At 70.1% G+C, this 11,837-nt stretch carries 14 protein-coding genes and 1 pseudogene; 11 read left to right on the top strand and 4 right to left on the bottom strand.

Annotated elements, in window-relative coordinates; all coding sequences use genetic code 11:
- Nucleotides 1-19: 19 nt before the first annotated feature.
- Complete coding sequence (locus tag AC1RN5_RS14315; protein WP_493041817.1) at nt 20-454, top strand: DUF2147 domain-containing protein; 435 nt, start codon at nt 20-22, stop codon at nt 452-454.
- A gap of 3 nt (nt 455-457) precedes the next feature.
- On the opposite strand, the gene proC is transcribed toward AC1RN5_RS14315, so the two are convergent.
- A complete protein-coding gene (gene proC, locus AC1RN5_RS14310; RefSeq protein WP_493041816.1) occupies nt 458-1,249 on the bottom strand; it encodes a pyrroline-5-carboxylate reductase in 792 nt (263 codons plus the stop codon).
- A 146-nt stretch (nt 1,250-1,395) separates the two neighbouring features.
- Here proC and AC1RN5_RS14305 point away from each other — a divergent pair, with 146 nt between their 5' ends.
- From AC1RN5_RS14305 to AC1RN5_RS14295, 3 genes are read left to right on the top strand one after another with little or no spacing between them, the layout of a single operon-like run.
- Complete coding sequence (locus tag AC1RN5_RS14305; protein ID WP_493041815.1) at nt 1,396-1,950, top strand: dTDP-4-dehydrorhamnose 3,5-epimerase family protein; 555 nt, start codon at nt 1,396-1,398, stop codon at nt 1,948-1,950.
- Nucleotides 1,947-2,855, top strand: a complete 909-nt coding sequence (locus AC1RN5_RS14300; RefSeq protein ID WP_493041814.1) for a Gfo/Idh/MocA family protein — start codon at nt 1,947-1,949, stop codon at nt 2,853-2,855. Before AC1RN5_RS14305 ends, AC1RN5_RS14300 begins: the two co-directional genes overlap by 4 nt.
- Entirely contained in the window at nt 2,852-3,634 is a 783-nt protein-coding gene (locus tag AC1RN5_RS14295) for a glycosyltransferase family 2 protein (RefSeq protein ID WP_493041813.1), read from the top strand. The genes AC1RN5_RS14300 and AC1RN5_RS14295 overlap by 4 nt, the downstream gene beginning before the upstream one ends.
- Here the strand turns inward: AC1RN5_RS14295 and AC1RN5_RS14290 are convergent.
- Together AC1RN5_RS14290 and AC1RN5_RS14285 are read right to left on the bottom strand one after the other, a co-directional pair.
- A complete protein-coding gene (locus AC1RN5_RS14290; RefSeq protein ID WP_215341938.1) occupies nt 3,631-4,134 on the bottom strand; it encodes a type III secretion system chaperone family protein in 504 nt (167 codons plus the stop codon). The two genes, AC1RN5_RS14295 and AC1RN5_RS14290, sit on opposite strands and share 4 nt — an antisense overlap.
- A 155-nt stretch (nt 4,135-4,289) precedes the next feature.
- Nucleotides 4,290-4,538 carry an accessory factor UbiK family protein gene (locus AC1RN5_RS14285; RefSeq protein WP_421934696.1) on the bottom strand — a complete coding sequence of 83 codons (249 nt, stop codon included), beginning with the start codon at nt 4,536-4,538 and terminating at the stop codon, nt 4,290-4,292.
- An 84-nt stretch (nt 4,539-4,622) separates the two neighbouring features.
- Here AC1RN5_RS14285 and lgt point away from each other — a divergent pair.
- The 4 genes and pseudogenes from lgt to AC1RN5_RS14265 form a co-directional block, all read left to right on the top strand.
- Nucleotides 4,623-5,435 (top strand): annotated as a pseudogene (gene lgt / locus AC1RN5_RS14280) (prolipoprotein diacylglyceryl transferase); the annotation flags it as partial.
- Between the two features lie 76 nt (nt 5,436-5,511).
- Nucleotides 5,512-6,567 carry a class I SAM-dependent methyltransferase gene (locus AC1RN5_RS14275; RefSeq protein ID WP_493041811.1) on the top strand — a complete coding sequence of 352 codons (1,056 nt, stop codon included), beginning with the start codon at nt 5,512-5,514 and terminating at the stop codon, nt 6,565-6,567.
- Nucleotides 6,568-6,569: 2 nt separating this feature from the next.
- On the top strand, nt 6,570-7,334 hold the full coding sequence (pgeF, locus tag AC1RN5_RS14270; protein ID WP_493041810.1) for a peptidoglycan editing factor PgeF: 765 nt from the start codon (nt 6,570-6,572) through the stop codon (nt 7,332-7,334).
- 76 nt (nt 7,335-7,410) lie between these two features.
- A complete protein-coding gene (locus tag AC1RN5_RS14265) occupies nt 7,411-8,346 on the top strand; it encodes a ribose-phosphate pyrophosphokinase (RefSeq protein WP_493041809.1) in 936 nt (311 codons plus the stop codon).
- A gap of 16 nt (nt 8,347-8,362) precedes the next feature.
- On the opposite strand, the gene AC1RN5_RS14260 is transcribed toward AC1RN5_RS14265, so the two are convergent.
- Nucleotides 8,363-8,935, bottom strand: a complete 573-nt coding sequence (locus AC1RN5_RS14260) for a hypothetical protein (protein WP_493041808.1) — start codon at nt 8,933-8,935, stop codon at nt 8,363-8,365.
- Between the two features lie 380 nt (nt 8,936-9,315).
- Here AC1RN5_RS14260 and AC1RN5_RS14255 point away from each other — a divergent pair, with 380 nt between their 5' ends.
- The 3 genes from AC1RN5_RS14255 (at nt 9,316) to pth (ending at nt 11,831) form a co-directional block, all read left to right on the top strand.
- The gene (locus tag AC1RN5_RS14255) at nt 9,316-10,362 is read left to right on the top strand and encodes a hypothetical protein (RefSeq protein ID WP_493041807.1); all 1,047 of its coding nucleotides are present in this window, start codon (nt 9,316-9,318) and stop codon (nt 10,360-10,362) included.
- A gap of 126 nt (nt 10,363-10,488) precedes the next feature.
- The gene (locus AC1RN5_RS14250) at nt 10,489-11,112 is read left to right on the top strand and encodes a 50S ribosomal protein L25/general stress protein Ctc (protein WP_493041806.1); all 624 of its coding nucleotides are present in this window, start codon (nt 10,489-10,491) and stop codon (nt 11,110-11,112) included.
- Nucleotides 11,113-11,210: 98 nt separating this feature from the next.
- The gene (pth, locus tag AC1RN5_RS14245; RefSeq protein WP_493041805.1) at nt 11,211-11,831 is read left to right on the top strand and encodes an aminoacyl-tRNA hydrolase; all 621 of its coding nucleotides are present in this window, start codon (nt 11,211-11,213) and stop codon (nt 11,829-11,831) included.
- Nucleotides 11,832-11,837 lie beyond the last annotated feature (6 nt).

The raw sequence follows: 11,837 nt of genomic DNA, 5'->3' as shown, positions 1-11,837 counted from the left end.
AAAAACCGGGGACGCCTTCATGAAATCCGCCCATCTCGCCTCCGCCGCCGCGCTTTGTCTGCTCAGCGCCACCGCCGCCCAGGCCGCCGATCCGGTGATGGGGGACTGGCTGACCCAGGGCGGTTCGGCCAAGGTCCGCGTCGCCCCCTGCGCGGCCGACCCGGGCAAGGCCTGCGGGACCATCGTCTGGATGAAGAACCCCAAGGACAAGGCCGGCGGCCCGCAGAAGGACACCAACAATCCCGACCCGGCCCAGCGGGCCCGCACGGTGCTGGGCCTGCAACTGATCCGCGACTTCAAGCCGGCCGGCCCGGGCAGGTGGGCCGGCGGCAAGATCTACGACCCCGGCAGCGGCAAGACCTACGGCTCCAAGCTGAGCGCCAATCCCAATGGAACCCTGAAGGTGGAGGGCTGCATCGGCCCGATCTGCCAGGCCCAGACCTGGACGCGCTAGACCCTAGGCGCCGAGTTCCCGCGACCGCCGCACGGCCGCGGCCACGGCGTCGCGCAGCAGGGGCGTGAGGCCCCCCTCCCCCATCAGCACCTCCAGGGCCGCCTGGGTGGTGCCGCCGGGCGAGGTGACCTGGCGGCGCAGCTCGGCCGGCTCCTCGCCGCTCTCCGCCAGAAGGGCCGCGGCGCCGGCGATGGTGGACCGGGCCAGGCGCTGGGCGGCCTCCGGCGGCAGGCCCGCCGCCGCGCCGCCGGCCTCCAGGGCCTCGATGAAGGCGTAGAGATAGGCCGGCGCCGAGCCCGAGACGGCGGTGGCCGCGTGCATCAGCTCCTCGTCGTCGAGATCGACCACCGTCCCGACCGGGCCGAACAGGGCGTGGGCCCGGGCGCGCGCCGGGGCCTGGGCGGCGTAGATGCTGGTGGTCCCCTGGCCGATGGCCACGGCGGTGGTGGGCATGACCCGCGCCACCTGGCGGCCGAAGGCGGCGGCGATGTCGGCCGAGCGCACCCCGGCGGCGACCGAGACGATCACCGCGTCGGGGTGGAGCCGATCGGCCACCTGGGCCGCGGTCTCGCGCCAGAGCTGCGGCTTGACCGACAGCAGCACCGTCCGGGCCTGCGCCAGGTCGGCGTCCGGCGGATTGAGCCGCGCGCCGTCGCGGGCGATCGCCTGCGCCAGCTCGGTGGGATGCGGATCGCGCAGGATCAGCTCGGCGGGGGAAAAGGCGCCGGCCTTGCGCCAGCCCTGGATCAGGGCGCCGCCCATGCGGCCCGCGCCCAGGATCAGAATGGGGGTCATATCGCGCTCCAGGCGTCAGGGAGGGCGCACCCTAGGCGATGAGGCGGGCCAAGTCAGCTTGGCGAGGAGTCGGATTTGAGCACTAGGCGCGTCGCGCGGCGGTTGCTACGAAGACATGCTCCAAGGTTACAAAGAACCTCGCCAGCATGAACAACCCTCCGCCCCCGCCTCAATCCTGCGCAGCAAGCGGACCACTACCTGAGGGTGTTGTTCTGCATGATCTCCAGTATCATGCGGATGATCGCGGCGATCTCTCTGAAATCTACCGGCAGGAGTGGCACGCCGATCTTCAGCTCTCGCAGTGGAATGTTTCCCACTGCGCGAATAATTCCCTCAGGGGCGTGCACCTGCACGTCCGGCACACGGACTACCTGGTGGTGCTGTCGGGGCGGTTCGTCTTCGGTCTGCGGGATCTTCGCCGCGAGAGCGCGAGCTTCGGACGGACCGCCATGCTGGACCTGACCGGCGGCGCCCTGCTGATCCCGCCGGGGATCGCCCACGGCTTCCACTGCCTCGCCGAGGGGACCCTGGTCTATGGCCTGAGCCACAGCTGGGACGCCGGGGACGACCTGGCCTGCCGCTGGGACGATCCCGACCATGGCCTGGCCTTCCCGGCCGTGGACCCGATCCTCTCGGCGCGGGACCGGGAGGCCGGCGGCTTTGGCGACCTGCTCGCCCGGTTCGAGGCCGTCTCGCCGTGAGGATCGGACTGGTGGGCTGCGGCTACTGGGGCCGCAACATCCTGCGCGACCTGAGAATGTTGGGCTGCGAGGTCGATGTCGCCGAGTCGGGAAGCGCCTATCCCATCGAGGGGGCGCGCGCCGTGGTGGCGGGGCTCGAGGCCCTGGACCCCAGCCTCGACGGCTATGTGGTGGCCACGCCCGCCCCGACCCACGCCGCGGTGATCACCGCCCTGGCGGCGCGCGGCAAGCCGATCTTCTGCGAGAAGCCGCTGACCACCGACCCCACCGCCGCCCTGGACCTGGCGCGGACCCTGGGCGGCCAGCTCTTCGTCATGCACAAGTGGGCCTATCACGGCGGGATCCAGGCCCTGGCGGCCCTGGCCCGGAGCGGTGAGCTGGGGCCGGTGCAGGGGGTGTTCACCCGGCGGCTGCAATGGGGCAAGCCGGCCGCCGCGGCGGACCCGGTCTGGGAGCTGGCCGTCCACGACCTGACCATCCTGCAGGCCATCCTGGGGGAGCTGCCGCCGGTGGCCGCCGCCCGCGCGGTGCTGCGGGGCGACCAGATGGAGGGGATCGTGGCCACCCTGGGGGACGCGCCCTTCGGCCACCTGGAGGTCAGCGCCGCCTGGCCCGGGACCGAGCGCAAGGTGCGGGTGATGTTCGGCGACGGCCTGGCCATGCTGGACGATCCCCTGGCCGACCACATCGCGGTGGTGCGCGGCGCCGCGCCGCCTGGGGAGCGCCACGATCCGGAGACCGTGGAGCGCCGGCCGATCGACACCGAGTGGCCCCTGATCAAGGAGCTGCGGGTCTTCGTGGCGCATTTGAAGGGCGGCCCGCCGCCGCCCACCGACGCGCGGGCCGGAGCGGCGGTGGTCGCGGCCCTGCAGGCCCTGCGCGAGGCGGCGCTGTCGGCGCGATGACTCCCCGCTTCACCATCCTGCTGCCGATCCACCGCCCGCCGGTCCTGCTGCCCTACGCCGTGGAGACGGTGCTGGGCCAGTCGGAGACCGACTGGGAGCTGTTCATCATCTGCGACGGGGCGCCCGACGCCACCGCCGAGGCGGCGCGCGCCTTCGCCGCCGCCGATCCCCGCATCACCGCCTGCGTCTTCCCCAAGGGCGAGCGGTTCGGGGAGGCCTACCGGCACGAGGTGCTGCAGGGGGCGCGGGGGGAATTCGTCTGCCAGATCGCCGACGACGACCTGTGGCTGCGCCATCACCTGCGGGAGATGGCCGCCCTGCTGGAGACCGTGGAGTTCGGCGCCCTGACCGCCGTCGAGGTCTATCCCGACCGCCCCTGGACCCACTCGGTCTATCGGCTGGAGGACCCGGCGGTGCGCGAGCGCATGCGGCGCGAGCGGTTCAACTTCTTCGGGCCGAGCGACGCCGGCTACCGGATGTCGACCTACCGGCGGCTGCCGGTGGGCTGGGCGCCGGCCCCGCCCGACATCTGGACCGACCTGCACATGTGGCGGAAGTTCCTGGCCCTGGATCCGATCCTCGCCGGTTCGCGGACCACCATCCAGACGGTGCACATGGCCGACGCCCTGCGGGTGGGCATGGACCTGGCCGACCGCGAGGCCGAGACGCTCAAATGGATGGAGCGCGTCCGCCGCGGCCTGCGCTTCGACCTGACGATCGAGGACGGCCCGGCCGGACCGCGCATCACCAACGGCCGACTGGCCTACGACGAGGCCTAGGCCTCGCCGACGGTGTCGAACATGCAGGCGGCGATGGCCTCGGCCGGCGACTTGCCGCCCCGGGCCATGAAGTCGAAGGCCGGGTAGAAGCGGTCGGCGCCTTCCATGGCCACGTCGATCATGGCCGCGGCCTGGGCGAGCGTCGGGCGTTCGCCGGTCATCAGGGCCATGGCGTGGCGGAAGACGATCTCGCCGTCGTCCCAGACCTCGAAGTGGCCGAGCCAGACGCGCTGGTTGACCGTCGAGACCAGCTCGAAGGCCGCCGCGCGCTGTTCGGCGCGGACCTGGATGTCCACCGACAGGCAGAGCTGCAGGCAGTCGGCCTCGGGCCGCCAGGCGAACCAGAGTTCGTAGTCCTTCCAGTCGCCCGCCAGGGTGAAGGCCAGGTCGCCCTCTTCCGTACGATCGAACTGGAGGTTCTCGGCTTGCAGAACATGCTCAACGACATCGAGCGGGTCGTGGGCGAGCAGGACGTCTTCGTCAGACTGAGGCGTGTCCATAAGACCCGTGGTCCTTTCGCGTACGGCGTCCGGAGGGAGCGAGCGCGCCCCGAATCGCCTGCGATCTTGAAACTAATCTGGTTCGCGGCCGCCCTGTCACCGGCTTCTTCCGGCGGGCGAGCCACATTCGTGTGTTCCGGTCGATTTGCCGCGGATCAGGCCTTCTTGGCGGCCTTCTTCGGCGCGGCGGCGCCTTTCAGCGTGGCGATCTCGGCGCGCAGGGCGGCGATCTCGGCCTTCAGGGCGTCGAACTCGTCGCGGCGGATCAGGTCGAGCTCGGCGACGATGCGGTCGGCCTGGGCTCGGAACGCGGCCTTGGCCTCTTCGCCGGCGCTCTGGGCGAGGCCCATGGCGGCTCCGGTCAGCTTGGCCATCTCGTCGAGGAAGGGGTTCTGGGTCTGCATACCTCCTTATATGGGATCGGAGGGGATGAAAGCCACGGGGTTTCCGTCTAAACCGCGAGGACATCCTCTCGGAGCGCCCTGGCCTTGCCCTTCCCGGACATCGACCCCGTCCTGATCCAAATCGGCCCCTTCGCCATCCGCTGGTACGCCCTGGCCTATGTGGCCGGCATCCTGATCGGCTGGCGCTACATCACCGCCCTGGCGAAGAACCAGACGCTCTGGCCCCTGCGCGGACCGCCGGCCAGCGTCGCCCAGATCGACGACCTGATCCTGTGGATCACCCTGGGGATCATCGTCGGCGGCCGCCTGGGCCATGTCCTGTTCTACACGCCGGCCATGATCGTCGAGACGCCGCTGGAGGTGTTCAAGACCTGGAAGGGCGGGATGAGCTTCCACGGCGGGACCCTGGGGGTGCTGGTGGCGACCCTGCTGTTCGCGCGGGTCAACAAGGTCGACATCTTCCGCCTGGGCGACCTGATCACCGCCGCCGCACCGATCGGCCTGTTCTTCGGGCGCATCGCCAATTTCATCAACGGCGAGCTCTGGGGGCGGCCCACCGACGTGCCGTGGGCCATGGTCTTCCCGGGCGCCGGCATCCTGCCCCGGCACCCCAGCCAGATCTACGAGGCCCTGCTGGAGGGACTGCTGCTGTTCGTCGTCCTGCGGATCGCCACCCATCGCGGCAAGCTGCTGAACCGGCGCGGCGTCGTGGCGGGGATCTTCTTCCTCGGCTACGCCATCTGCCGGATCGCGCTGGAGAACGTCCGCGAGCCGGACGTCGGCATGCCCGACTTCCCCTTCGGCCTGACCATGGGGATGATCCTGTCGATCCCGATGATCCTGGGCGGCGCCTGGCTGATCTGGCGCGGCATGAGCGAGCCCCTACCCGAGCCCCTGGTCGGGCTGGAGGCGCAGGTCGAGGAGGTGGTCGAGGGCGAGCCGCCGGAGCGGGACCCGTTCAAGATCGAAGCCGATGGGCCTGCGTGACCGGCTGATCGCCCAGGTCCGCGAGAGCGGGCCGATGAGCGTGGCCCAGTACATGACCGCCTGCCTGCACGATCCGCGGGACGGCTATTACGCCACGCGGCCCGCCCTGGGACCGGAGGGCGATTTCATCACCGCCCCCCTGGTGAGCCAGATGTTCGGCGAGCTGATCGGCCTGTGGGCGGTGGCCTGCTGGGAACGGCTGGGCCGCCCCTCGCCGGTCCATCTGGTGGAGATGGGCCCGGGCGACGGCACCCTGATGGACGACATGCTGCGGGCCGCGCGCCTGGCGCCGGCCTTCGGCGCCGCGGCCGAGGTCTGGCTGGTGGAGACCTCGCAACCCCTGATCGCCCGGCAGAAGGCGCTGCTGGGGGACGGGGTGCGGTGGGCGGCGTCCCTCTCCGAGGTTCCCGCCGGCGCGCCGATGCTGCTGATCGCCAACGAACTTCTGGACTGCCTGCCGCCGCGCCAGTTCGTCCGCGCGCCCAAGGGCTGGGCCGAGCGGATGGTGGGACTGGACGAGGCCGGCGACCTGGCCTTCGGCCTCGCCGCCGCTCCCCTGGGCGCCGCCCTGCCCGAGGCGCCGGTGGGCGCGGTGTTGGAGCACTCGCCGGCCCAGGAGGCCCTGGGCTCGGAGATCGGCGGCCGCATCGCCGCCGACGGCGGGGCCGCCCTGCTGATCGACTATGGCCGCGACGCGCCCGGTTTCGGCGACACCCTGCAGGCCCTGCGCCGGCACCGGAAGGAGAACCCCCTGGCCAGCCCGGGCGAGGCCGATCTCACCGTCCATGCCGACTTCCCGGCGGTGCTGGCCGCCGCCGCGCGGGCCGGCGCGGCCACGGCGCCGATCCTGACCCAGGGCGAGTTCCTGGTGCGGCTGGGGATCGGGGCGCGGGCCGAGGCCCTGAGCAGCGCCCGCCCCGACCGCAGCCAGATCCTGGAGCGGCAGCTGGAGCGGCTGGTCGCCCCCGATCAAATGGGGGAGCTGTTCAAGGCCGCCTGCATCCACACCCCGGGCCTGGTCCCGCCCGGATTCGAGACCTGAAGATGAAGGTGCTGACCTCGCCGCTGCTCGACCTGCCCGGCGTCCGCCACGGCTTCTTCACCCGCCAGGGCGGGGTCTCGACGGGCATCTATGAGAGCCTGAACGTCGGGCGCGGCTCCTCCGACGAGCCCGACGACGTGGCGGAGAACCGGCGCCGCGCGGCCGGCCACCTGGGCCTGCCGGTGGGGGCGCTCTCCACCTGCTACCAGATCCATTCGGCCACGGCCCTGGTGGCCGACCGCCCCTGGGGGGACGAGCGGCCGCAGGGGGACGCGGTGGTCACCGCCGCCGCCGGGATCCTGTGCGGGGCGCTGGCCGCCGACTGCGCGCCCATCCTGATCGCCGACCCGCAGGCCCGCGTGGTGGCCGCCGCCCACGCCGGCTGGAAGGGCGCCTTGACGGGAATCGCCGAAGCCACGGTGAGCGCCATGGCGGGGCTGGGCGCCGAGCCGTCGCGCCTCGTGGCGGTGGTGGGGCCCTGCATCGGGCCGGCCTCCTACGAGGTGGGGCTGGAGTTCCTGGAGCGGTTCCTCGCCGCCGACCCCGACCACCACCGGTTCTTCGCCCCCGGCGAGTCGCCTGAGAAGCGGATGTTCGACCTGCCGGGCTTCGTGGTCTCGCGCCTCAGGGCCGCCGGGGTGGGGACCGCCGCGTGGATGGGACGCGACACCTGCGCCGAGGAGGACCTGTTCTTTTCCAACCGCAGGGCCTTCAAACGTGGCGAATCCGACTTCGGGCGCCTGCTCTCGGCCATAAGCCTCGATTGAATCGCCGCCGGGCCTTGCCGCTGGCGATCCGCCTGCTACAAGCCCGCGCATCTGGCGAGACATTGCGGGGACTTTGATGAAGCTGCTGGCTGGCAACTCCAATCGAGCGCTCGCCGAGGCCGTGGCCTCCCACCTCGACCTGCCGCTGACCAAGGCCCAGGTGAAGCGGTTCGCCGACAACGAGGTCTGGGTGACCATCGACGAGAACGTCCGCGGCGAGGACGTCTTCGTGCTGCAGTCCACCAGCTACCCCACCAACGACAACCTGATGGAGCTGCTGATCTGCATCGACGCGCTGAAACGCGCCTCGGCCAAGCGGATCACCGCCGTCATGCCCTATTTCGGCTACGCCCGGCAGGACCGGAAGACCGGCGGCCGCACGCCGATCTCCGCCAAGCTGGTCTCCAACCTGATCGAGCGGGCCGGCGCCGACCGTGTGCTGACGATGGATCTGCACTCCGGCCAGATCCAGGGCTTCTTCGACATCCCCACCGACAACCTGCTCTCGGCGCCGCTGCTGGCCGCCGACATCAAGGAAAACTACGAGAAGACCAGCGAGCTGATGATCGTCTCCCCCGACGTGGGCGGGGTGGTCCGGGCCCTGGCCGTCGCCAGCCGCCTGAACGCCGAGCTGGCCATCGTCGACAAGCGCCGCTCGGGTCCGGGCAAGAGCGAGGTGGCCAACATCATCGGTGATGTCTCGGGCCGCCGCTGCATCCTGTTCGACGACATCATCGACGGCGGCGGCACCCTGTGCAACGCCGCCCAGGCCCTGGTGGACGGCGGAGCCACCGAGGTCTCGGCCTATGTCACCCACGGGGTGCTGTCGGGCGCGGCCATCGACCGGGTCAACGCCTCGATCCTCAAGGAGCTGGTGATGACCGACTCCATCGCCGCCCCCGACCGCGCCAGCGACAAGTCGAAGCTGCGCTATGTGAGCTGCGACAAGCTGCTGGGCGAGGCCATCCGCCGCATCGCCAACGAAGAGTCGGTGTCGAAACTGTTCGACTGACGATGCGGTCCTGAGCCTAGAGGCCGGCTTCGGCCGCGGCGTCCAGGGCGATGGCCCGTTGGTCGGGAATACGGCCGGAGGCGCCGCCGACCGTGGCCGAGGCCTGGACACCGACGTCCGTCGCCGACAGCGCGCCCGGGTTCGCCAGGGCGGCGTAGGAGACGGGGCGGTCGAGACGAACCAGCCGGCGGGCCGACTCGTCGGCCAGGTTGAAGCGTCGGACATTGACCTTCTGATGGGCGTTGTCGCGGACCGACGAGGCCCACTGGTACTTTCCGATCTCCGTCACCACCCGGTAGTTCGCGGCGGCCTCCTCGAGACGGCCGGTCCGTTGATAGGCGGCCGCCAGATTGAAGCGGTTCAAGGCGTTGGCGCGCCCCTCCACGGAGCGTTCGAACAGGTTGGCGGCGGTCCAACGGTCGCCCCAGGCCATGGAGGCCTGGGCCGAGCTGAAGGCCGACGCGGGCAGGATGTCGGGCGCGGCCGCCAGGGTGGTGTGCGCCTCCAACTTGGCGACCTCGTGGGTGGCGCAACCGCTGGCTGCGAGACCAAGGACAGCAACACAGATCACGTTCGAGAGCTTATTCATCGCATTTTTCCTTGAGTTGTTGCTACGCAAGGAAATAAAACTCTGACGCGAGTTGTATCCGCTATGCTTTACAAACTTGTGGGACCGAAATGCAGAAGAATGGAGAGCGTTCCACCGAACTTTAACGATTAGTTAGCTACACTATAAACTAAATCGCATCATCTGGTCGGTGAACCTCGAAATATATACTCGATATACTGTAGCCTAGCCGACACATCGCCGAAGGACGATGGCGGCGGGGCCGAGCGGCACGGGACTTGCTGGGAGGTCTCCACCAGACGGCCAAGCTTGGTTAAGGGCCGTTAAGGATAAGCGGTCACATTCTCGCCCGCGCATCTGTGTTAGTCTCGCGTGCTTGTATTTTCTGGGGAAGCTTCAGGATGACCTCTGTCCTTCGCGTGACCGGCACGCTGGCCGCCTTGGCGTTCGCGGCCCTGCTGTCGGCCTGTTCGCAGCCTGCGCCCCCGCCTCCCCCGCCGCCCCCGCCGGTGGTGAGCCTGTCGCCCAAGCTCATCGAGCAGGCGGCCGCCTACCACTATTACATGAGCCATGTGAGCGCGATCACGCCCGACTTCGCCGACGGCGACAGCATCGCCAAGGCGGTGACGATCGGCGCCTCCTATGAGCCCAAGCAGCTCCAGCGCGGCGCCACGGCCTATGCCGCCGTCGTCGCCCTGCAGGACCCCGCCTTCCTGGCCGGCGTCCGCACCTACGCCGTCAACGCCGACCAGCGCCGCGAAGTGGTGGCCGCCATCCTGAAGGATCCGGCCTATGTCGTGGCCATCTCGGGCTCGGCCAGCGCCGCGGGCCTGGTGAAGGCCGCCCTGGGCGGCGAGGGTCAGCAGCTCTACGACGCCGGCAAGGCGGTCAAGCAGTCGGCCTACGACATCCAGAAGCAGAAGTGGTCCAAGTCCGACGTCGTCAACCGCGAGCTTCGCCTGTCCCAGGCCAAGACCCTCTCGGCGACCCCGGTCGTCGGCGACCTCAATGAGACCGCGCGCCTGCAGCAAGCCGCCCTGGGCGCCGCGCCGCTGGGCCTCACCGCCGAACCGGCCACCCCGCCCTACAGCCCCATCGTGATCCGCGGCATGGCCGTGGCCGCGCTCGCCGCCCTGGGCGAAGGCGGCGACGCCAATGTCGACACCCTGATGGCGGTGATGGCCGAGCCCAACGTCGCCTTCTGCATGAACATGGCCAAGCTGAACCTCTACCAGTGCCTGGCGGTCTCCAAGCCGCACTACGAGGACGTCTTCTGCCTGGGCCAGCACATCATGATGGACACCGGCCGCTGCGTGATTAAGGCCTCGGGGAACACCGAACCCTACGAGGCGAGGTTCATTCCGCAGATCAAGGTCGCCGACGGCGACACCGGCTACAAGGTGACCCCGGTGAAGACCCCGACCAAGGCCGCCACCAAGAAGCGCTAAATCATCTCGTCCCGCCCGTTGCCACGGGCGGGCGATTTGTGTATTTACGCCCACCTTTCGACCCCGGGAGGGTCGTCCGTCGCCGCGCGGGACTTTCGCGCGGCGGTTTCGTTTTGAGGCAAGGCCATGGCCGATATCATTCTGAATGTTGAAGTGCGCGAACGTACGGGCACGGGTGGCGCGCGTGAAACCCGCCGTGCGGGCATGGTCCCCGGCGTGCTTTACGGCGGCGCCAAGGACCCGGTCGCCATCGCGGTGAAGGCCAACGAGTTCCGCAAGGCGCTCCACACGGGCAAGCTCCTGGGCCACCTGGTGACCCTGAAGTACGGCGACGAGACCCAGCCGGTCATCGCCAAGGCCGTCGACATGCACCCCGTCAACGACGAGCCGGTGCACTTCGACCTGTACCGCGTCGACGAGCACCAGCTCATCAAGATCAACGTGCCGGTGCACTTCAAGAATCACGAAGCCTCTCCGGGCCTCAAGAAGGGCGGCACGCTCAACATCGTGCGCCACGACGTCGAGCTGGCCTGCCCCGCCGACCACATCCCGGAAGAACTGATCTTCGACCTCACCGGTCTGGAAATCGGCGACACCATCCGCATGTCGGCCTTCACCCTGCCGGAAGGCGTCAAGCCGGGCACCGACCGCGACTTCGTCGTCGCCACCCTGGCCGGTTCCTCCGCCTCGGCCTCGGCTGACGCCGCCGTCGACGACGCCGCCGCCGCCGCGGCCACCACCACCGTCTAGGTCGAACGGCCCCCTTCGGGGGGCCACCCGCCTCTCCCGCACGGAGAGGCGGTCGCGACGGCGAGCCGTCGCCGCCCGGAGCTTAGAGCAGAGGGCCCATGCTGATCCTCGCCGGCCAGGGCAATCCCGGCGCCCAATACGCCAAGAACCGCCACAACATCGGCTTCATCGCCGTCGACGAGATCGCCAAGCGCTGGCGGTTCGGCCCCGAGCGCGCGAAGTTCTCGGGCCTCGCCCGCGAGGGCGAGATCGACACGCCGGACGGGCCGGTCAAGGCCCTGATCCTCAAGCCCCAGACCTTCTACAACGAGAGCGGCCGCTCGGTGGCCGCGGCCATGAAGTTCTACAAGGCGACCCCCGCCGACGTGGTGCTGTTCTATGACGAGATCGACCTGGCCCCCGGCCGCTTCCGGATGAAGACCGGCGGCGGGGCGGCGGGCAACAACGGGGTCCGCTCGGTCACCGCCCATATCGGACCCGACTTCCGCCGCGCCCGGCTGGGCGTCGGCCATCCCGGGCACCCCGAGAAGGTCCAGGGCCACGTGCTGTCGGACTTCCACAAGGTGGAGCACGGCTGGGTCATCGAGCTCTTGAAGGCGGTCGCCGAGGCCGCCCCCCTGCTGGCCGCCGGCGAGGACGACAAGTACCAGACCGAGGTCCTGCGCCTGGCCCCGGCCGACAAGGGCGACACCCGCCAGGCCCGCAGCCGCGGCGACTAGTCACCA

The organism is Phenylobacterium sp. GW821-FHT12F10, assembly GCF_058806695.1.
Note: the sequence above shows the minus strand (reverse complement) of the source record. Positions and strands in the feature narration are given on the sequence as shown.

Coding starts and splice junctions, on each gene's coding strand:
- AC1RN5_RS14260 (WP_493041808.1), bottom strand. CDS start 8,935: ATGAATAAGCTCTCGAACGTGATCTGTGTTGCTGTCCTTGGTCTCGCA.
- AC1RN5_RS14255 (WP_493041807.1), top strand. CDS start 9,316: ATGACCTCTGTCCTTCGCGTGACCGGCACGCTGGCCGCCTTGGCGTTC.
- proC (WP_493041816.1), bottom strand. CDS start 1,249: ATGACCCCCATTCTGATCCTGGGCGCGGGCCGCATGGGCGGCGCCCTG.
- pth (WP_493041805.1), top strand. CDS start 11,211: ATGCTGATCCTCGCCGGCCAGGGCAATCCCGGCGCCCAATACGCCAAG.
- AC1RN5_RS14275 (WP_493041811.1), top strand. CDS start 5,512: ATGGGCCTGCGTGACCGGCTGATCGCCCAGGTCCGCGAGAGCGGGCCG.
- AC1RN5_RS14290 (WP_215341938.1), bottom strand. CDS start 4,134: ATGGACACGCCTCAGTCTGACGAAGACGTCCTGCTCGCCCACGACCCG.
- AC1RN5_RS14305 (WP_493041815.1), top strand. CDS start 1,396: ATGAACAACCCTCCGCCCCCGCCTCAATCCTGCGCAGCAAGCGGACCA.
- AC1RN5_RS14265 (WP_493041809.1), top strand. CDS start 7,411: ATGAAGCTGCTGGCTGGCAACTCCAATCGAGCGCTCGCCGAGGCCGTG.
- AC1RN5_RS14315 (WP_493041817.1), top strand. CDS start 20: ATGAAATCCGCCCATCTCGCCTCCGCCGCCGCGCTTTGTCTGCTCAGC.
- pgeF (WP_493041810.1), top strand. CDS start 6,570: ATGAAGGTGCTGACCTCGCCGCTGCTCGACCTGCCCGGCGTCCGCCAC.
- AC1RN5_RS14295 (WP_493041813.1), top strand. CDS start 2,852: ATGACTCCCCGCTTCACCATCCTGCTGCCGATCCACCGCCCGCCGGTC.
- AC1RN5_RS14285 (WP_421934696.1), bottom strand. CDS start 4,538: ATGCAGACCCAGAACCCCTTCCTCGACGAGATGGCCAAGCTGACCGGA.
- AC1RN5_RS14250 (WP_493041806.1), top strand. CDS start 10,489: ATGGCCGATATCATTCTGAATGTTGAAGTGCGCGAACGTACGGGCACG.